The organism is Streptomyces sp. KMM 9044, assembly GCF_024701375.2.
Lineage (GTDB): Bacteria > Actinomycetota > Actinomycetes > Streptomycetales > Streptomycetaceae > Streptomyces.
In genome coordinates, this window is the sequence record NZ_CP113910.1 from 1,797,049 (window position 1) to 1,815,855 (window position 18,807).

The window sequence follows — 18,807 nt, forward strand, 5'->3', positions numbered from 1 at the left end:
GCCGACCTCCGCCCGAAGATCATGCTTTCCCCACTCCGCAGAGCAGTACTCACACACCCCCGACCCGGAAAACCCGGCCGACTAATCAACGTTCCACCCATGAGCAACCAGCACCGGACACGCGCCGGTGTACTGGCCCCTGGACCACCGGGCAAGCCCGGCAGCCTGGAAGTGCTCCTTAGAAAGGAGGTGATCCAGCCGCACCTTCCGGTACGGCTACCTTGTTACGACTTCGTCCCAATCGCCAGTCCCACCTTCGACAGCTCCCTCCCCACAAGGGGGTTGGGCCACCGGCTTCGGGTGTTACCGACTTTCGTGACGTGACGGGCGGTGTGTACAAGGCCCGGGAACGTATTCACCGCAGCAATGCTGATCTGCGATTACTAGCAACTCCGACTTCATGGGGTCGAGTTGCAGACCCCAATCCGAACTGAGACCGGCTTTTTGAGATTCGCTCCACCTCACGGCATCGCAGCTCATTGTACCGGCCATTGTAGCACGTGTGCAGCCCAAGACATAAGGGGCATGATGACTTGACGTCGTCCCCACCTTCCTCCGAGTTGACCCCGGCGGTCTCCTGTGAGTCCCCATCACCCCGAAGGGCATGCTGGCAACACAGAACAAGGGTTGCGCTCGTTGCGGGACTTAACCCAACATCTCACGACACGAGCTGACGACAGCCATGCACCACCTGTACACCGACCACAAGGGGGGCACTATCTCTAATGCTTTCCGGTGTATGTCAAGCCTTGGTAAGGTTCTTCGCGTTGCGTCGAATTAAGCCACATGCTCCGCTGCTTGTGCGGGCCCCCGTCAATTCCTTTGAGTTTTAGCCTTGCGGCCGTACTCCCCAGGCGGGGAACTTAATGCGTTAGCTGCGGCACCGACGACGTGGAATGTCGCCAACACCTAGTTCCCACCGTTTACGGCGTGGACTACCAGGGTATCTAATCCTGTTCGCTCCCCACGCTTTCGCTCCTCAGCGTCAGTAATGGCCCAGAGATCCGCCTTCGCCACCGGTGTTCCTCCTGATATCTGCGCATTTCACCGCTACACCAGGAATTCCGATCTCCCCTACCACACTCTAGCCTGCCCGTATCGACTGCAGACCCGGGGTTAAGCCCCGGGCTTTCACAATCGACGCGACAAGCCGCCTACGAGCTCTTTACGCCCAATAATTCCGGACAACGCTCGCGCCCTACGTATTACCGCGGCTGCTGGCACGTAGTTAGCCGGCGCTTCTTCTGCAGGTACCGTCACTTTCGCTTCTTCCCTGCTGAAAGAGGTTTACAACCCGAAGGCCGTCATCCCTCACGCGGCGTCGCTGCATCAGGCTTTCGCCCATTGTGCAATATTCCCCACTGCTGCCTCCCGTAGGAGTCTGGGCCGTGTCTCAGTCCCAGTGTGGCCGGTCGCCCTCTCAGGCCGGCTACCCGTCGTCGCCTTGGTGAGCCATTACCTCACCAACAAGCTGATAGGCCGCGGGCTCATCCCTCACCGCCGGAGCTTTTAACCCCCACCCATGCGAGTGGAAGTGTTATCCGGTATTAGACCCCGTTTCCAGGGCTTGTCCCAGAGTGAAGGGCAGATTGCCCACGTGTTACTCACCCGTTCGCCACTAATCCCCACCGAAGTGGTTCATCGTTCGACTTGCATGTGTTAAGCACGCCGCCAGCGTTCGTCCTGAGCCAGGATCAAACTCTCCGTGAATGCTCTCCCGTAACCGGGAAGGACACATCACGAGAGCGGAACAGTCGAGCGGAACAGGCCCGACCGTTCACAGCGTCCTCGCTGTGTTTTCTTCAAAGGAACCTCGTCCCGGCCGAACGGCCGAGGACGGGGTATCAACATATCTGGCGTTGATTTTTGGCACGCTGTTGAGTTCTCAAGGAACGGACGCTTCCTTCGTACTCACCCTCTCGGGCTTTCCTCCGGGCGCTTCCCTTCGGTCCTGCGTCCCCGACTCTACCAGATCTTTCCGATCCGATTTCCTCGGGCCTTTCGCTTTCCAGGCTCCCGCTTTCGCGTTCCCCTTTCCGGCGGATCCGACTTTATCAGAGATTCCGGGTCGGACTTCCCGCCCCTCCGGGGAATGGATCCGATGCTCGAAGCGATCGGGTTCCCGGTCGGGGAGAGCTGTAAACGTACTGGAGCGGGGCGCCCCGATGCAAATCGAGGCGCCCTGCCCCCAGTTCCGGTGTACGGACTGCCCTACGGGTCGTCAGACCTCCACGACCACAGGCAGGATCATCGGCCGGCGCCGGTAGGTGTCGGAGACCCACTTGCCCAGCGTGCGGCGAACGAGCTGCTGCATCTGGTGCGGTTCGACGACGCCGTCCTGGGCGGATCGCTCCAGGACCTCCGTGATCTTCGGCAGCACGGCACTGAAGGCGGAGTCCTCGATCCCGGAGCCGCGCGCCTGGATGTGCGGCCCACCGGTGATCTTTCCGGTGGACGAGTCGAGCACCACGAAGACCGAGATGATGCCCTCGTCACCGAGGATCTTGCGGTCCTTCAGGGCCGGCTCGCGGACATCACCGACGGAGAGGCCGTCGACGTAGACGTACCCGGCCTGGACCTTGCCGGCGATCTTCGCCCTGCCGTCGATCAGGTCGACGACGACTCCGTCCTCGGCGATGACGATGCGGTCGTGCGGGACACCGGTCAGGGCGCCCAGCTCGGCGTTGGCCCGGAGGTGGCGCCATTCGCCGTGTACCGGCATCAGGTTCCGCGGACGGCAGATGTTGTAGAAGTACAGCAGTTCGCCGGCGGAGGCGTGGCCCGAGACGTGCACCTTGGCATTGCCCTTGTGGACGACGTTGGCGCCCCAGCGGGTCAGGCCGTTGATGACGCGGTAGACCGCGTTCTCGTTGCCGGGGATGAGCGACGACGCGAGGATCACCGTGTCACCCTGGACGATGCGGATCTGGTGGTCACGGTTGGCCATCCGGGACAGGGCGGCCATGGGTTCGCCCTGTGAGCCCGTGCACACCAGGACCACTTCGCTGTCCGGCAGGTCGTCCAGTGTCTTCACGTCGACGACCAGGCCCGGTGGAACCTTGAGATAGCCGAGATCGCGGGCGATGCCCATGTTGCGGACCATGGAGCGGCCGACGAAGGCGACCCGGCGGCCGTATTCGTGTGCCGCGTCCAGGATCTGCTGGATGCGGTGGACGTGACTGGCGAAGCTCGCCACGATGATCCGCTTGCGGGCTCCGGCGAACACCTGGCGCAGGGCGTGGGAGATGTCGCGTTCGGGCGGGACGAAGCCCGGGACCTCGGCGTTGGTCGAGTCGGACAGGAGGAGATCGATGCCTTCCTCACTGAGCCGGGCGAACGCGTGGAGATCGGTGAGGCGGTTGTCCAGCGGGAGCTGGTCCATTTTGAAGTCGCCGGTGTGGACCACCGTGCCCGCGGGCGTACGGATGGCCACGGCGAGAGCGTCGGGGATCGAGTGGTTGACCGCGACGAACTCGCAGTCGAACGGTCCGATGCGCTCGCGGTGCCCCTCCGTCACCTCCAGGGTGTACGGACGGATGCGGTGCTCCTGGAGCTTCGCCTCGATGAGGGCGAGGGTCAGCTTGGAGCCGATCAGCGGGATGTCCGGCTTCTCGCGGAGCAGGAAGGGAACGCCGCCGATATGGTCCTCGTGGCCATGCGTGAGGACGATGCCCTCGATGTCGTCGAGGCGGTTCCGGATGGACGAGAAGTCCGGAAGGATCAGGTCGATCCCGGGCTGCTCCTCCTCGGGGAAGAGCACACCGCAGTCGACGACGAGCAGGCGGCCTCCGTACTCGAAGACCGTCATGTTGCGGCCGATTTCACCGAGACCGCCGAGTGGGGTGACGCGCAGGCCGTTCGCGGGGAGCGGCGGCGGCGGGCCGAGTTCAGGATGCGGATGACTCAAAAGACTCTCCTCACCACGCACGCCACGTCCCGGTGGGGCACGTGGCGCGTGTGACGTTCGTGCAGAAGCAGTTGTGGTGGTGCGCGGGCACCGGTGGCCCGCCGCTTATTCAGTTGTGGAGTCAGGTTGCGCGAGCGGTCGCGCGAAGTCTGTTGTCAGAGCTGTACCCCGCCGGCGGCAAGATCGATCTTGAGCTGCTCGATCTCTTCCGGCGTGCACGCGGCCATGGGGGCACGCAGGGGGCCGGCGGGCAGGCCCTGCAGGGTGAGCGCTGCCTTGGTGGTCATCACGCCCTGGGTACGGAACATGCCCGTGTAGACGGGAAGCAGCTTCTGGTGGATCTCGGTGGCCTTCTGGACGTCCCCCGAGGTGTACGCCTCGACCAGGGCACGCAGCTCGGGCGTGACGAGGTGGCCGACGACCGAGACGAAGCCGACGGCGCCCACGGAGAGCAGCGGCAGGTTCAGCATGTCGTCACCGGAGTACCAGGCGAGGCGCGAGCGGGCGATGGCCCAGCTGGCGCGACCGAGGTCGCCCTTGGCGTCCTTGTTGGCGACGATCCGCGGGTGCTCGGCCAGACGGACGAGCGTCTCCGTGTTGATCGGGACACCGCTGCGGCCGGGGATGTCGTAGAGCATGACCGGCAGCCCGGTGGTATCGGCGATGGCCGTGAAGTGCTGGTACAGGCCTTCCTGCGGAGGCTTGTTGTAGTACGGGGTGACGAGCAGCAGGCCGTGTGCGCCGGTGCGCTCCGCGGTGCGGGCCAGTTCGATGCTGTGGCGGGTGTCGTTGGTGCCGACCCCGGCCACCACGTGCGCGCGGTCTCCGACCGCCTCCAGGACCGCTCGTACGAGGTCCGCTTTCTCCGCGTTGCTGGTGGTGGGGGACTCGCCGGTGGTGCCGTTGATGATCAGGCCGTCGTTGCCTGCGTCCACCAGGTGGGTGGCGAGCCGCTGGGCGCCATCGAGGTCGAGTGCGCCGTCCGCCGTGAAAGGCGTGACCATGGCGGTGAGGACCCTCCCGAAGGGGGTCTGCAAAGTGGAGGTCGGAGCCATGGGTTACACGCTACTCGCTGCTCGGGGCGGGGTCTGCCCTCGGGGGAGGCGACAAGCAGGAACAAAGGGAGAGCCCGGCACTGCCTGCTCGGGGGTTCAGGCAGTGCCGGGCCCGTTTGATCAGGCTAGATGAACTACTGGAAATACCGCAATTCGGACACCTCGGAGGGTCGATCGTACATGTGTGCCCGACCGGGGTTCAGGCCCCGTAGCGGAGACTACGGGGCCACGCGCCCGTTGGCGTTGAAGGCGGCGTGGGTGAGCGGCATGAGCCGGGCCCATTCGGCCTCCATCCTCTCGCCGACCATCTCGATCTCCCGCTGCGGGAAGGACGGGACCTTCGCCAGTTCGTGCTGGGTGCGCAGGCCGAGGAAGTGCATCAGCGAGCGTGCGTTGCACGTGGCGTACATCGAGGAGTACAGGCCCACCGGGAGCACCGCCCGGGCCACTTCGCGGGCGACGCCCTCGGCCAGCAGCTTCTGGTAGGCGTCATAGGTCTGGCGGTAGGTGTCGCCGAGCACGTCCTGGACCGTCTCGTGCTGGGCCTCGGTGCCCTCGACGAAGACGTACTTGCCCGGACGCCCCTCCTGGACGAGCTTGCGCGACGCGTCGGGGACGTAGAAGACGGGCTGCAGCTCGCGGTAGCGCCCGGACTCCTCGTTGTAGGACCAGCCGACCCGGTGGCGCATGAACTCGCGGAACACGAAGATCGGGGCGCTGACGAGGAACGTCAGGGAGTTGTGCTCGAACGGGCTGCCGTGCCGGTCCCGCATCAGGTAGTTGATCAGGCCCTTGGACCGCTCCGGGTCCTTCTCCAGTTCTCCGATGGACTGCTCGCCCAGGGTCGATACACGGGCGGCGAACAGGACGTCCGAGTCCGAGGCACTGGACTTCACCAGTTCGACAGTGACGTCACTCTGCAAGGTGACGCCATCGGGCGTTGACGGCTGGGGATCGTCGGCGAAGGTCAAGAGGGTCCTTCCGGTCACATCACGGCTGCAGTTCGGCGACCACTCTACGGGGCACCCGTCACAACGGGAGAAGGGTCGTGCGGGACGGATCCTCCCCGTCTGGGCACCTTCTGCCGGTGTCGCTCGTTTGTGTCGGTGAGAGTGATTCGTTCGAGGTTCGAGAGGAGAGGCACCACTGATGTTCGGTCGACGGGAATCCGTGCCGTTCGCCTTCCTTGCCCATACCGACAGGTTCCGCAGCAATGTCACACCTCCGCCTCGCGAGCGGGCTTCCGCCGGTGAGCTGGCGGGGCGCTGGCTGCTGGGGGTCTGCATCGTCGCCGGGCTGGTGGGTTCCCTCGTGATCGGGATGCCCGCCTTGTCCACGGACCAGTCGGCCACGGGGACCGAGCAGTCAGAGGCGTCCGACAAACACTGACCGGACACGGACGGGCGTCGAACCGCGCGGAGGGCGGAGCGGCTCCAACCGGACCCCCAGGGTGGTGAGGGGTACCACAGATCGGTAGCCTCACCGGGCACTGCCCACGCATGGATCGAGTGAGGACCCAGCCGTGCCCCTGCCCTTCCTGACGGCCGACCGCGCCTTCGAGACGGCTGACGATGTCGCGCTGCCGTACGACGACCGTGACCGCTGGCGGCGCCCGTACCGGCCGGGTCCGTGGCGGGTCGGCGCGGCGGCGATACTGCTGCTGCTCGCCTCGTTCGTGCTGTTCTCGGCGGTGATCATCGCGGCCACGGCATCGCTGTCGTCGGCCGGCGTGGTCTTCGGGGTCGCACTGGTCGCCGTCGCCGCCGCCCTGCGGTTGCTGCGCATGGGCACGTGGGTGAGCGCCCGCGGGCTGCGGCAGGTGGGTCCGCTCACCACCCGTACGACGCCGTGGGACCAGGTCGTCGCGGTGCGCACGGTGCAGCAGCCGGTGCGCTGGCTGGGGCTACCGCGGACAGTGCAGGGACAGGCGCTGCTGCTCGTCCGGCGGGGGCGGTCGGCAGAGCCCCAGCCACCGCTGCTGACCTCGCACAACGCCGACTTCCTGGGACGCGAGGCGGCCTTCGACCGGGCGGCCGACTCGGTGGAGGTCTGGGCCGACGAGTACCGGCGGGACTGAGCGGGACCGAACCGTCGCGCACCCGACGAACCGGGTCGCCCTGCGTCAGGAGGCCGTCCTGCGCAGGGCGATCGCGCGTTGCATCGCCTTGCGGGCACGCGGGGTGTCCCGGGCGTCGTGGTAGGCGACGGCGAGCCGGAACCAGCTGCGCCAGTCGTCGGGGGCGTCCTCCGTCTCGGCCTTGCGCCGGGCGAAGACCTCGTCGGCCGAGTCGCGGTCGACACGGCCGCTGGGCAGGCGTTTGAGCTCGTCCACGGGCAGTCCGCCCTGGGCGTCGAGCTCGGCGGCGAGCCGGTGGGCGTTGCGGACGAACTCGGTGTTCTTCCACAGGAACCACACGCCGATGACCGGCAGGATGAGCACCGCCACCCCGAAAACGATGGTGAGGGGTGTTCCGGCCTGGATGAGGAGCACACCGCGGCTGCCGACCAGGACGAAGTAGACGACCAGGACGGCTGCCGTGACGGCGTAGGAGATCTTCGCGCGCATGGATTCGGCTCGGGCTCAGTTCAGGTCGAGGAAGTGTTCCAGGCCGAAGGTCAGGCCGGGATTGGTCACCACGCGGCGGGCGCCGAGCAGGATGCCCGGCATGAAGCTGCTGTGGTGCAGGGAGTCGTGGCGGACGGTGAGGGTCTCGCCCTCGGCGCCGAGCAGGACCTCCTGGTGGGCCAGCAGGCCGCGCAGCCGAACGGCGTGCACCGGGACGCCGTCCACGTCGGCGCCGCGGGCGCCGTCCAGGGCGGTGACCGTGGCGTCCGGGGCGGGGGCGCTGCCGGCCTTGCGGCGGGCCTCGGCGATGAGCTGGGCGGTGCGGGTGGCGGTGCCGCTGGGGGCGTCCACCTTGTTGGGGTGGTGCAGTTCAACGACCTCGACGGACTCGAAGTACGGGGCGGCGATCTGCGCGAACTTCATGGTCAGCACGGCACCGATGGAGAAGTTCGGCGCGATGAGCACGCCCGTCTCCGGCGACTGGTCGAGCAGGCCCGTCAGTTGTGCGAGGCGGTCGTCGGTCCAGCCGGTGGTACCGACGACCGCGTGGATGCCGTGGCGTACGCAGAAGTCGAGGTTCCCCATGACCGAGGCGGGGGTGGTGAGTTCGACGGCGACCTGGGCGCCGGTCTCGGCGAGGGCCTCCAGCCGGTCGCCCCGGCCGAGCGCGGCCACCAGTTCCATGTCGTCGGCGGCCTTGATGGCCCGTACCGCCTCCGAGCCGATGCGGCCCTTGGCGCCGAGGACCGCCACACGCAGCTTGCTCATCTTCCTTGCTTCCTTACCGGAGAGGTCGAAACCGTGGGATCCGGGCCGGCCGGTCAGGCGACCGTGTCGTGCAGCCGGGCCGCCTGCTTGTCCTTGAGCGGGCCGATGACCGACAGTGAGGGCCGCTGTCCCAGGACGTCGCGGGCGACCGCGCGGACATCGTCCATGGTGACCGAGGTTATCCGGGCCAGCATGTCGTCGACCGACATCTGCTCGCCCCAGCACAGTTCGCTCTTGCCGATACGGTTCATCAGCGCTCCGGTGTCCTCCAGGCCGAGGACGGTGGAGCCCTGGAGTTGGCCGATGGCGCGCCGCAGCTCGTTCTCGGGCAGGCCGTGCCCGGCGACCTGGTCGAGTTCGTCGCGGCAGATCTTCAGCACGTCGTGCACCTGGGACGGCCTGCATCCGGCGTAGACGCCGAAGAGGCCGCAGTCGGCGAAGCCGGAGGTGTACGAGTAGACGCTGTAGGCCAGGCCGCGCTTCTCCCGTACCTCCTGGAACAGGCGGGAGGACATGCCGCCGCCGAGGGCGGTGTTGAGCACGCCGAGGGCCCACCGGCGCTCGTCGGTGCGGGACAGGCCGGGCATCCCGAGGAGGATGTGCGCCTGCTCGGTCCTCCGGTCGACCACCTCGACGCGGCCCGCGGTGCGCAGGGTGCGTCGTCCGCCGCGCGGGGCGATCGGCTGGGCGTCCGGGTCCTTGAGGGCGCCGGCCGCCTCGAAGGCGGCCTGGACCTGGCGTACGACGTCGTCGTGGTCGATGTTGCCGGCACAGGCGACTACGAGGTGGGTCGGGTCGTAGTGCTTCTTGTAGAAGCGGCGGATGCGGTCGGCGGTGAGGGCGTTGACCGTGTCGACCGTGCCGAGGACGGGACGGCCCAGCGGATTGTCGCCGAACATGGTGTGCGCGAACAGGTCGTGGACACCGTCGCCCGGGTCGTCCTCGGTCATCGCGATCTCTTCGAGGATCGCGCCGCGCTCGACGTCGACGTCCTCCTCGAGGATGCGGGAGCCGGTCAGCATGTCGCAGACCACGTCGATGGCGAGCGGCAGGTCCGTGTCGAGCACGCGCGCGTAGTAGCACGTGTACTCCTTGGCCGTGAACGCGTTCATCTCGCCGCCGACGGCGTCGATGGCGGCGGAGATGTCCAGTGCGGACCTGCGGTGCGTGCCCTTGAAGAGCAGGTGCTCCAGATAGTGGGTGGCGCCGTTCAGCGCGGGCGTCTCGTCGCGGGAGCCGACGTGCGCCCAGATACCGAAGGTCGCCGAGCGGACCGAGGGCAGGGTCTCGGTGACCACGCGCAGGCCCCCGGGGAGGGTGGTCCTGCGGACGGTGCCGATGCCGTTCTCACCCTGGATGAGGGTTTGGGTACGGGCGACGGCCCGCGCCTTTGGGGAGGTGCGGGCCGTCGCCTTGGAGCCGTGGGACGTCACTGGTCGGTGTCGGCCTTCTTGTCGTCGTCCTCGCCCTCGATCACGGGGATGAGGGAGAGCTTGCCGCGGGAGTCGATCTCGGCGATCTCGACCTGGACCTTGGCGCCCACTCCGAGCACGTCCTCGACGTTCTCCACGCGCTTGCCCCCGGCGAGCTTGCGGATCTGCGAGATGTGCAGCAGCCCGTCCTTGCCGGGCATCAGGGAGACGAACGCACCGAAGGTGGTCGTCTTCACGACGGTCCCCAGGTAGCGCTCGCCGACCTCCGGCATGGTCGGGTTGGCGATGCTGTTGATCGTGGCGCGGGCGGCCTCGGCCTGCGAGCCCTGGGCGGCACCGATGTAGATGGTGCCGTCGTCCTCGATCGTGATGTCGGCGCCGGTGTCCTCCTGGATCTGGTTGATCATCTTGCCCTTGGGGCCGATGACCTCACCGATCTTGTCGACGGGGATCTTCACGGTGATGATCCGCGGCGCGTTCGGGGACATCTCGTCCGGGGTGTCGATCGCTTCCATCATCACGTCGAGGATGTGGAGGCGGGCGTCACGGGCCTGCTTGAGGGCGGCGGCCAGGACGGAGGCGGGGATGCCGTCCAGCTTGGTGTCGAGCTGGAGGGCGGTCACGAACTCCTTGGTACCGGCGACCTTGAAGTCCATGTCGCCGAAGGCGTCCTCCGCACCGAGGATGTCAGTGAGGGCGACGTAGTGCGTCTCGCCGTTGGTCTCCTGGGAGATCAGGCCCATGGCGATACCGGCGACGGGTGCCTTGAGCGGCACACCGGCGTTCAGCAGCGACATGGTGGAGGCGCAGACCGAGCCCATGGACGTCGAGCCGTTGGAGCCGAGGGCCTCGGACACCTGACGGATCGCGTAGGGGAACTCCTCGCGGGTCGGGAGCACCGGCACGATGGCGCGCTCGGCGAGAGCACCGTGGCCGATCTCACGGCGCTTGGGGGAGCCCACCCGGCCGGTCTCGCCGACGGAGTACGGCGGGAAGTTGTAGTTGTGCATGTAGCGCTTGCGGGTCACCGGGGAGAGGGTGTCCAGCTGCTGCTCCATGCGGAGCATGTTGAGGGTGGTGACGCCCAGGATCTGGGTCTCGCCACGCTCGAACAGCGCGGAGCCGTGCACCCGCGGGATGGCCTCGACCTCGGCGGCCAGGGTGCGGATGTCGGTGACACCGCGGCCGTCGATGCGCTTCTTCTCCTTGATGACACGCTCACGGACCAGGGACTTGGTCAGCGCGCGGTACGCGGCGGAGATCTCCTTCTCGCGGCCCTCGAACTCCGGCAGGAGCTTCTCGGCGGCGAGCTGCTTGACGCGGTCGAGCTCGGCCTCGCGCTCCTGCTTGCCGACGATGGTGAGCGCCTGGGAGAGCTCGGGGCGGACGGCGCCGGTCAGCGCCTCCATGATGTCGTCCTGGTAGTCCAGGAAGACCGGGAAATCGCCGGTCGGCTTGGCGGCCTTCGCGGCGAGGTCGGCCTGGGCCTTGCAGAGGACCTTGATGAAGGGCTTCGCAGCCTCGAGGCCGGCGGCGACGACCTCCTCCGTGGGGGCCTCGGCACCGCCCTCGACGAGCTTGACGGTCTGGTCGGTGGCCTCGGCCTCGACCATCATGATCGCGACGTCGCCGTCCTCCAGGACGCGGCCCGCGACGACCATGTCGAAGACGGCGTCCTCGAGCTCGGTGTGGGTCGGGAACGCGACCCACTGGCCACTGATCAGCGCGACGCGGACGCCGCCGATCGGGCCGGAGAAGGGCAGACCGGCCAGCTGTGTGGACGCGGAGGCGGCGTTGATCGCCACGACGTCGTACAGGTGGTCGGGGTTGAGCGCCATGATCGTGGCGACGACCTGGATCTCGTTGCGCAGGCCCTTCTTGAAGGACGGGCGCAGCGGGCGGTCGATGAGGCGGCAGGTGAGGATCGCGTCCTCGGAGGGCCGGCCCTCCCGGCGGAAGAAGGAGCCGGGGATCTTGCCGGCCGCGTACATCCGCTCCTCGACGTCCACCGTGAGGGGAAAGAAGTCGAGCTGGTCCTTGGGGTTCTTCGAGGCCGAGGTGGCCGACAGCACCATGGTGTCGTCGTCCAGGTAGGCCACGGCGGAACCGGCGGCCTGCCGGGCGAGGCGGCCCGTCTCGAAGCGGATGGTGCGGGTACCGAAGGAGCCGTTGTCGATGACGGCTTCGGCGTAGTGGGTCTCGTTCTCCACCAGTGGGTTCTCCGTTACTTGTCGTCTTTTGTCCCGCCTCGCCCGTGTGGCGGGGGGACGGGGTGGAGAAGCGCGCCGTCTGGTGCGGGCCGGTCTTCGATCGAAGCTCCCGGGTTCATTCGCCCGGGGGCCACTACCGAGGACCGGCGGCGGCGAGGTGCGCTTCCCTCGTACGTCGGGACGTCCGGGGGACGTCGGGGTGGTGCCGGTGACGGCCGCGACCTGGTGCGGTACCGGTCGTCGCAGCGAGTCGGTGTCTTGTTTCCGTGTTGCGCTACCACACTACAAAGACGTGGTGACACTCCGCACGTACAGGCACGTACAGGCACGTACAGCAAAGGGAGCGGTCCCCTTTCCTCAGGGGAACCGCTCCCGTCACGGCGTCTTACTTGGCGCCCGCCGCACCACGGCGGATGCCCAGGCGGTCGACCAGTGCACGGAAGCGCTGGATGTCCTTCTTGGCGAGGTACTGCAGCAGCCGGCGGCGCTGACCGACCAGGATGAGCAGACCACGACGGGAGTGGTGGTCGTGCTTGTGGGTCTTGAGGTGCTCCGTCAGGTCGGAGATCCGACGGGACAGGAGAGCGACCTGGACCTCGGGGGAGCCGGTGTCACCTTCCTTGGTGCGGAAGTCGGCGATGATCTGGTTCTTCGTAGCGGCGTCGAGCGACACGCGTACTCCTCATGGTCTGTGACTGGCCACCGAGCGCCCCCGGTCTTCGCCTCGGGGGATCTTCCATGACTCGGAAGGCGGGATCCGCAGGGCGCGGCCTCCGGAGCAGGGCTCCGAGGGTGCGTACGCATACGGCCGTCAACCAGGGTACCAGCCGGCGGTGGACCCCTTTACCACGGTCCGCGGAACCGCCCAGGTGGGACGCGGGGTGCCACTAATGTGAGCGCTCGTACCAGTCCACCGGACCAGTCATGTGTCAGGAAGGGGTCGCTGCGACATGGCGGAGACGACTGAGGAGATCAAGGCGCGCAAGGAGCGGGAGAAGGACGAGCTCTACGCCCTCGACATCTCCGGCGTCGAGTGGCACAGCGCGCCGGGTACCGAGGAACACGAGGAGCGGGTCGAGATCGCCTATCTGCCCGACGGCGCGGTGGCCATGCGGTCGTCCCTCGACCCGGACACGGTGCTGCGGTACACGGAGGCGGAGTGGCACGCGTTCGTGCTCGGCGCACGGGACGGCGAGTTCGACCTGGAGCCGACGCCGGGGGCCGACGGGGCGGGCACCGGGGGGACGGTGGCCGAGTCCGCCGAGTAGTCCAAGGCTCCGAGCGGCCCGAGCGGCCCGAGCAGTTCGGCCCGGTCCGGCGCTCCGGACCGGGCTCGATGAGGCGACCGCCCATGGTTCTTCTTCCATGGGCGGTTTCTTTCGTTTGTGCAGTGAATGTGTATGCCCCTTGACAGTGACGGGTGTTGTGGGTGGCACTGGCTGAGGGTGGGCAGGGCTGACGGGGTGGGGCTACCGGTGATTAGGCTGGTACCCGACGCGACGCCGGAACCCGCGAACCGGGTACCGGCGTCCCAGGCCCGGGGGAGGCCGGTTCGGACGATGTCGTCCTCGTGCAGGGCCATTTCGGACCACTGCAGGTGGTCGCCCCCGGCACAGCACGACGGCACAAGGGTGCTCGACCAGACCAGGAGGAACTGTGGGCAGCGATCGGGACGGGATCCGCGGGGGCTGGGCAACACCCGGCGATGACCAGCCCGATGCGGAGTCCTCCGTCGAGGCGACGGGCGAGTTCACCATCGACTACGCGCCGCCGGCCTGGTACACGCAGAACGCTGCGGGAAGTTCGGAGTCGGATTCGAGGCCGGGACAGACCGGGCCGGGGACCGATGCCTCGTCCTCTTCCTCTTTTTCCGCCAGGCCTGTTTCGCCGTTGCCCGGGCTGACTCCGCCGCCGCACGCGGTCGGCGCTTCGGGGCCTTCGTCCCTTCCTCCGGCTCCGGCACCGGGAGCGCCTTTCACTCCGCCCGTTCCCGCTCCGGGTGCTCCTTTCACCCCGTCGGCTCCCGCGCCGGGAGCGCCTTTCACGCCGCCTGCTCCGCCGTCCGGGAGGCCGGGTGCCGTACCGCGGCTTCCGGTGGACAGCGGGTTCGAGCCGACGCCGGGGCCGTCGTCGACACCCATGCCGGAACCGGGCTCCGTTTCGCCTGCGGCTGTGCCGGATCCTCCGGTCGGCGGGTTCGACCGGGACTCCGACAGCGGTGGCCTCGCGAGCGGTGCCACCGTCCGCTTCTCCGCCGCCGCACTGAAGCAGGAGATCCAGGACCGTGAAGCGGAGGCGGAGGCGGAGGCCGGTGCCGAAGCCGCCGTCGGGCCCGCCGGGTCCCAGGCGGACGCGAAACCGGACACGTGGCGGGAGCCCGCCGACGACCAGGAGCTGCCCACCAACGGCGAGCGCACCGGAGGCACGGGCGAACCCAAGGACGACGTCGAGGACGACGACACCGACGTCGCCGAGCCGTCCGCGGAGGTCGCTGACGGCGACGCGGGCGACGACTTCGACGAGCGCAGGTCGGAGGCGAAGTCCGAGAAGCCCGAGACGGAGACCACGGCCGAGGCGGACGCGCCCGTCCCCGGGCCCGGGGGCATGGTGTCCACGACGACCGTTCCGGCGGTTGCCGAGCCCGAGGACACGAAGCCGGGGGACGACGAGCCGGTGGACCAACCGGCACGTTCCGCGTCCGGCGCCCTCGGCGAGCCCGAGGACTCCGGACCTGCCGCGTCCGGCACCTCGGCCTCGGAGGTCTGGACTCCCCCGGCACCGCCGGTCGTTCCTCCTCCCCCGTATCCCGCCGCACCGGCGCCGGCGAGCCAGTGGCCGGCACAACCGCAGCAGTCACCGCAGGTTCCCGCAGCGCCCCCGGCACCGGTCGTCCCGGCACCGGCGCAGCCGGCGGACGCGGGCGCGGGCGTGCCTGCCCAGCAGCAGCCGTTCCAGCCGCCGGCGGCGCAGCCCTCGCCCGCCGCATGGAACACGCCGGACGGACCGCCGCCCCCGCACCAGGCACCCGCCCCGTCCACGCAACAGTCGCAGCAGCCGCCGTTCCAGCCGCCGGTGCAACAGGCCGCTCCGCCGGCCGCATGGAACACGCCGGACGGACCGCCGCCCCCGCACCAGGCACCCGCCCCGTCCACGCAACAGTCGCAGCAGCCGCCGTTCCAGCCGCCGGTGCAACAGGCCGCTCCGCCGGCCGGATACGGCTTCCCCCAGTCGGGCGCTCCCCTCCCTGGTTACGGCTTCCCGCCCGCCGGCACCACTCCTGTCTCCCCGGTTCCTCCGGCCCAGCCGGGCGGTGCCGGCTTCCCACAGCGGCCACCGGCACCGCAGGAACACCCGCAGCCGCTCGTACCCCCGCAGGCCCGGCCCCAGCAACCACATGCCGCCCAGCAGGGGTTCCCCCTCCAGCAGCCCCATGCCCCGCAGGCCGGCCAGCCGCCGCAGCCGTCGCCCGTCGATCCGCGTACCGGGGCCGCCTGGCCGCAGCCCATCCAGCACGACCAGCGGCAACCGACCAACCCCGGTGCCGCACCGCTCGGTTACACCGCGGCTGTGGAGCTCTCGTCGGACCGGCTCCTCAACAGCCGCAAGCAGAAGGCGAAGAGCAGCCGTTCCACGGCGGGTGGGTCCCGGTTCAAGCTGGGCGGCAAGAAGGAGGAGGCCGAGCGGCAGCGGAAGCTGGAACTGATCCGTACTCCGGTGCTGTCCTGCTACCGGATCGCCGTGATCAGTCTCAAGGGCGGCGTCGGCAAGACGACCACGACGACCGCGCTCGGGGCCACTCTCGCCAGTGAGCGGCAGGACAAGATCCTCGCGATCGACGCCAACCCCGACGCCGGTACGCTCGGCCGCCGGGTGCGGCGGGAGACCGGGGCCACCATCCGTGACCTGGTGCAGGCGATCCCGCACCTCCACTCGTACATGGACATCCGGCGGTTCACCTCGCAGGCGCCCTCCGGTCTGGAGATCATCGCCAACGACGTGGACCCCGCCGTCTCGACGACGTTCAACGACGAGGACTACCGGCGGGCGATCGACGTCCTGGGCAAGCAGTACCCGATCATCCTCACGGACTCGGGTACGGGCCTGCTCTACAGCGCCATGCGCGGGGTGCTGGACCTGGCCGATCAGCTCATCATCATCTCGACGCCGTCCGTGGACGGTGCGAGCAGCGCCAGTACGACGCTGGACTGGCTGTCGGCCCATGGGTACGCGGATCTCGTGTCGCGGTCGCTCACGGTCATCTCAGGGGTGCGCGAGACCGGCAAGATGATCAAGGTCGACGACATCGTCTCGCACTTCCGGACGCGGTGCCGCGGCGTGGTCGTCGTACCGTTCGACGAACATCTGGCCGCCGGTGCGGAGGTCGACCTGGACATGATGCGGCCGAAGGTGCGGGAGTCGTACTTCCACCTCGCGTCGATGGTGGCCGAGGACTTCGTTCGACACCAGCAGGCGCACGGCCTGTGGACCTCCGACGGCAACCCGCCGCCGGTCGCCGCCCCGCCGCTGCCGGGCCAGTACGCCCCGGGTCAGCCCTATGCCGGCCAGCAGGCCCCACACCCCCACCAGTCGCCGCAGCACCCCCGGCAGCCGCAGCCCGGCCAGCCGTACGCCCCGCCCCCGGGACAGCCCCACCCGCAGCCGGGTCCCGGTCAGCCTCCGGCACAGCCCGGCCAGGGGTATCCGCAGGCCGCTCCGGGCCGGCCGTACCCCCAGCCGTCCGGTTACGGCTACCCGCAGCCGGACGGGACGGATCAGCACGGCCTACCCGGTCGGTACGGTCAGCCCGGCGGCGGGCAGACTCCGCCTCCGCAAGCGCCGCCTCCACAGGAGTAACCGCCGCGTATGTCGGGTGAGCCATAGTCCCCGAGTTCCGCGTTCGTCCGTAGCGCGCTGGCGCCGCTGAGAGTGTCTGGACCTGGACCTGTTACCTCTTCCGGGTGACCGCAGGCCGTTCTGACCCAACTTCATCTGACAGCAACACGGGTTTCCTGGTCCATTACTACTCGGGCCCGAACCCGGCGGGTCTCTGCCGGCGGCCGGATGCCCGCTGGCTGACGGGACCGGGGCGACCGAAAGGCGAACCTCTGGTCAAGGACATCCAGCCTCTGCGCGACGATGCTCGTGGTGCCGGCCTCGTTCACTGTCGGCACCCTCAGCCGTATCTCTACCGCCTGTACCCGAACAAGGAGGCACTGTTCGCGGCGGCGGTCGACCACCTGTCCGTCGTCATGACCGAAACACTGGTCGCGCACGCACCGGCGTCGGGTGGGGCGGGGTTGGCGCCCGAGGCGGCGGTGGATGCCGCACGCAGCGCCTATGCCGCGCTCGTCGCGGACCGGAACATCCTGCGTTTCCTCCTGCACGCGAACTGTGCCGTCGGCGAGCCGCTCGTGGCACAGGCCGTGCGCCGGTGCTATGCCAAGCAGGTCGACACCGTCCGGGAACTGCTGGGCGACGACGACGGCGTGCGACGCTGGTTCGGCGCCGGAATGCTCGACAACGTGGTCGCCGTGCTGGATCTGGCCGACACCGATGAGCCGTGGGCACACGTCCTCACCGCTCGATGACCCGCCACCGGGCCCCCGGCGTCATCAAGGATGACGAGGACTGACAACCGGCGCGCCCGGCGTCACCGGAACAGGCCGCGGGTGTCGGCGCTCCTGTCCTGGCGGCCGACGTGGGTGGCGGGTGAGCCCCGGTGCCCGGAAGGGGTGCCCTGCCTAGCCGGCTGGGCCGGGCAGCAGAGCCTTACAGGCCATGGGCGAAGGCGCGGGCGGCCACCAAAACGCTCCTCGTCCTCTGACGCGCCTGCCTACGGCCTCTCGGCCGCTGCCACCAGTTCCTTGCAGCGCCTGACGTCCGCGGCCATCTGTTCCATCAGCGCCTCGAGCGAGTCGAACTTCGCCTGGCCGCGGACGAAGGCGAGGAAGTCGACGGCGACGTGGAGGCCGTAGAGGTCCAGGCCGACGCGGTCGATGGCGTAAGCCTCGACCGTGCGCTCGGTGCCGTCGAACTGGGGGTTGGTGCCGACGGAGATCGCCGCCGGCATGGCCTCGCCCTGGGCGTGCAGCCAGCCCGCGTAGACGCCGTCGGCCGGGATCGCGGTGTGCGGGAGCGTCTCGACGTTGGCCGTGGGAAAGCCGAGTTCACGGCCGCGCCGGGCGCCGCTGACGACCACGCCCTCCACCCGGTGCGGACGGCCCAGGATCTCGGCGGCGCCCTCGACCTCGCCCTCTGCGATCAGGCGGCGGGTGAGCGTGGAGGAGAACGGCTCACCGCCGCCCGCCTCACCGCTGACGTACAGGTCTACGACTTCCACGTCGAAGTCGTAGACCTTGCCCCGTTCGGCGAGGAAGTCCACGGTGCCCGCGGCCCGGTGGCCGAAGCGGAAGTTGGGGCCCTCGACGACCGCCTTGGCGTGCAGCTTGTCGACCAGGACCTTCCCCACGAACTCAGCCGGCGACAGCTTCGAGAACTCCATGGTGAAGGGGAGGATCAGGACCGCGTCCACTCCCAGTCCGGCCATGAGTTCGGCGCGGCGGTGGTGCGGGGCGATCAACGGCGGGTGGCTGCCGGGGCGGACGACCTCGCTGGGGTGCGGGTCGAAGGTCACGACGACCGCGGGGACGCCGAGCTCGCGGGCGCGGTCCACGGCGTGCCTGATGATCAGCTGGTGCCCCCGGTGGACTCCGTCGTAGGAACCGATGGTGACGACGCTGCGCCCCCAGTCCTGGGGGATGTCCTCCAAGCCACGCCAGCGCTGCACTGCCTGCTCCTTGTCGAAACCTCGTCGGGCCGAGTCCGCGGACCTCTCCTGCGCAGGTCTAAGGGTGCCATGCCGACCGCA

General features: G+C 68.7%; 14 protein-coding genes and 1 rRNA gene. 5 read left to right on the top strand and 10 right to left on the bottom strand.

Annotated elements, in window-relative coordinates; translation table 11 throughout:
- Nucleotides 1-182: 182 nt before the first annotated feature.
- The 4 genes from HUV60_RS08070 to thyX form a co-directional block, all read right to left on the bottom strand.
- Nucleotides 183-1,710: ribosomal RNA gene (locus tag HUV60_RS08070) — 16S ribosomal RNA — on the bottom strand.
- 511 nt (nucleotides 1,711-2,221) lie between these two features.
- The gene (locus HUV60_RS08075; protein ID WP_257848058.1) at nucleotides 2,222-3,907 is read right to left on the bottom strand and encodes a ribonuclease J; all 1,686 of its coding nucleotides are present in this window, start codon (nucleotides 3,905-3,907) and stop codon (nucleotides 2,222-2,224) included.
- 155 nt (nucleotides 3,908-4,062) lie between these two features.
- Nucleotides 4,063-4,962: a 4-hydroxy-tetrahydrodipicolinate synthase gene (dapA, locus tag HUV60_RS08080; RefSeq protein WP_257848057.1), complete on the bottom strand. Its 900-nt coding sequence runs from the start codon at nucleotides 4,960-4,962 to the stop codon at nucleotides 4,063-4,065.
- 218 nt (nucleotides 4,963-5,180) lie between these two features.
- Entirely contained in the window at nucleotides 5,181-5,933 is a 753-nt protein-coding gene (thyX, locus tag HUV60_RS08085) for an FAD-dependent thymidylate synthase (protein ID WP_443047238.1), read from the bottom strand.
- A gap of 178 nt (nucleotides 5,934-6,111) precedes the next feature.
- On the opposite strand from thyX, the gene HUV60_RS08090 reads away from it, so the two are divergent.
- Nucleotides 6,112-6,351 carry a hypothetical protein gene (locus HUV60_RS08090; protein WP_257848055.1) on the top strand — a complete coding sequence of 80 codons (240 nt, stop codon included), beginning with the start codon at nucleotides 6,112-6,114 and terminating at the stop codon, nucleotides 6,349-6,351.
- A 133-nt stretch (nucleotides 6,352-6,484) separates the two neighbouring features.
- Nucleotides 6,485-7,039: a hypothetical protein gene (locus HUV60_RS08095; protein ID WP_257848054.1), complete on the top strand. Its 555-nt coding sequence runs from the start codon at nucleotides 6,485-6,487 to the stop codon at nucleotides 7,037-7,039.
- 45 nt (nucleotides 7,040-7,084) lie between these two features.
- Here HUV60_RS08095 and HUV60_RS08100 read toward each other — a convergent pair whose 3' ends face one another.
- The 5 genes from HUV60_RS08100 to rpsO all read right to left on the bottom strand — a co-directional run bounded on the left by HUV60_RS08100 (nucleotide 7,085) and on the right by rpsO (nucleotide 12,612).
- Entirely contained in the window at nucleotides 7,085-7,528 is a 444-nt protein-coding gene (locus HUV60_RS08100; protein ID WP_257848053.1) for a hypothetical protein, read from the bottom strand.
- Between the two features lie 15 nt (nucleotides 7,529-7,543).
- Complete coding sequence (gene dapB, locus HUV60_RS08105; protein WP_257848052.1) at nucleotides 7,544-8,296, bottom strand: 4-hydroxy-tetrahydrodipicolinate reductase; 753 nt, start codon at nucleotides 8,294-8,296, stop codon at nucleotides 7,544-7,546.
- Nucleotides 8,297-8,349: 53 nt separating this feature from the next.
- Entirely contained in the window at nucleotides 8,350-9,729 is a 1,380-nt protein-coding gene (locus tag HUV60_RS08110; RefSeq protein ID WP_257848051.1) for a M16 family metallopeptidase, read from the bottom strand.
- On the bottom strand, nucleotides 9,726-11,939 hold the full coding sequence (locus HUV60_RS08115) for a polyribonucleotide nucleotidyltransferase (protein ID WP_257848050.1): 2,214 nt from the start codon (nucleotides 11,937-11,939) through the stop codon (nucleotides 9,726-9,728). Before HUV60_RS08115 ends, HUV60_RS08110 begins: the two co-directional genes overlap by 4 nt.
- A 385-nt stretch (nucleotides 11,940-12,324) precedes the next feature.
- A complete protein-coding gene (rpsO, locus tag HUV60_RS08120) occupies nucleotides 12,325-12,612 on the bottom strand; it encodes a 30S ribosomal protein S15 (protein ID WP_042168273.1) in 288 nt (95 codons plus the stop codon).
- A 277-nt stretch (nucleotides 12,613-12,889) separates the two neighbouring features.
- Here rpsO and HUV60_RS08125 point away from each other — a divergent pair, with 277 nt between their 5' ends.
- From HUV60_RS08125 to HUV60_RS08135, 3 genes are all read left to right on the top strand, one after another.
- Nucleotides 12,890-13,207, top strand: a complete 318-nt coding sequence (locus tag HUV60_RS08125; protein ID WP_257848049.1) for a DUF397 domain-containing protein — start codon at nucleotides 12,890-12,892, stop codon at nucleotides 13,205-13,207.
- Nucleotides 13,208-13,595: 388 nt separating this feature from the next.
- Nucleotides 13,596-16,793 (top strand): SCO5717 family growth-regulating ATPase, encoded by a 3,198-nt coding sequence (locus HUV60_RS08130; protein ID WP_257848048.1) that lies wholly within the window; start codon nucleotides 13,596-13,598, stop codon nucleotides 16,791-16,793.
- A 104-nt stretch (nucleotides 16,794-16,897) separates the two neighbouring features.
- On the top strand, nucleotides 16,898-17,527 hold the full coding sequence (locus HUV60_RS08135; RefSeq protein ID WP_257848047.1) for a TetR/AcrR family transcriptional regulator: 630 nt from the start codon (nucleotides 16,898-16,900) through the stop codon (nucleotides 17,525-17,527).
- 245 nt (nucleotides 17,528-17,772) lie between these two features.
- Here HUV60_RS08135 and HUV60_RS08140 read toward each other — a convergent pair whose 3' ends face one another.
- A complete protein-coding gene (locus HUV60_RS08140) occupies nucleotides 17,773-18,726 on the bottom strand; it encodes a bifunctional riboflavin kinase/FAD synthetase (protein WP_257848046.1) in 954 nt (317 codons plus the stop codon).
- Between the last annotated feature and the right edge of the window lie 81 nt (nucleotides 18,727-18,807).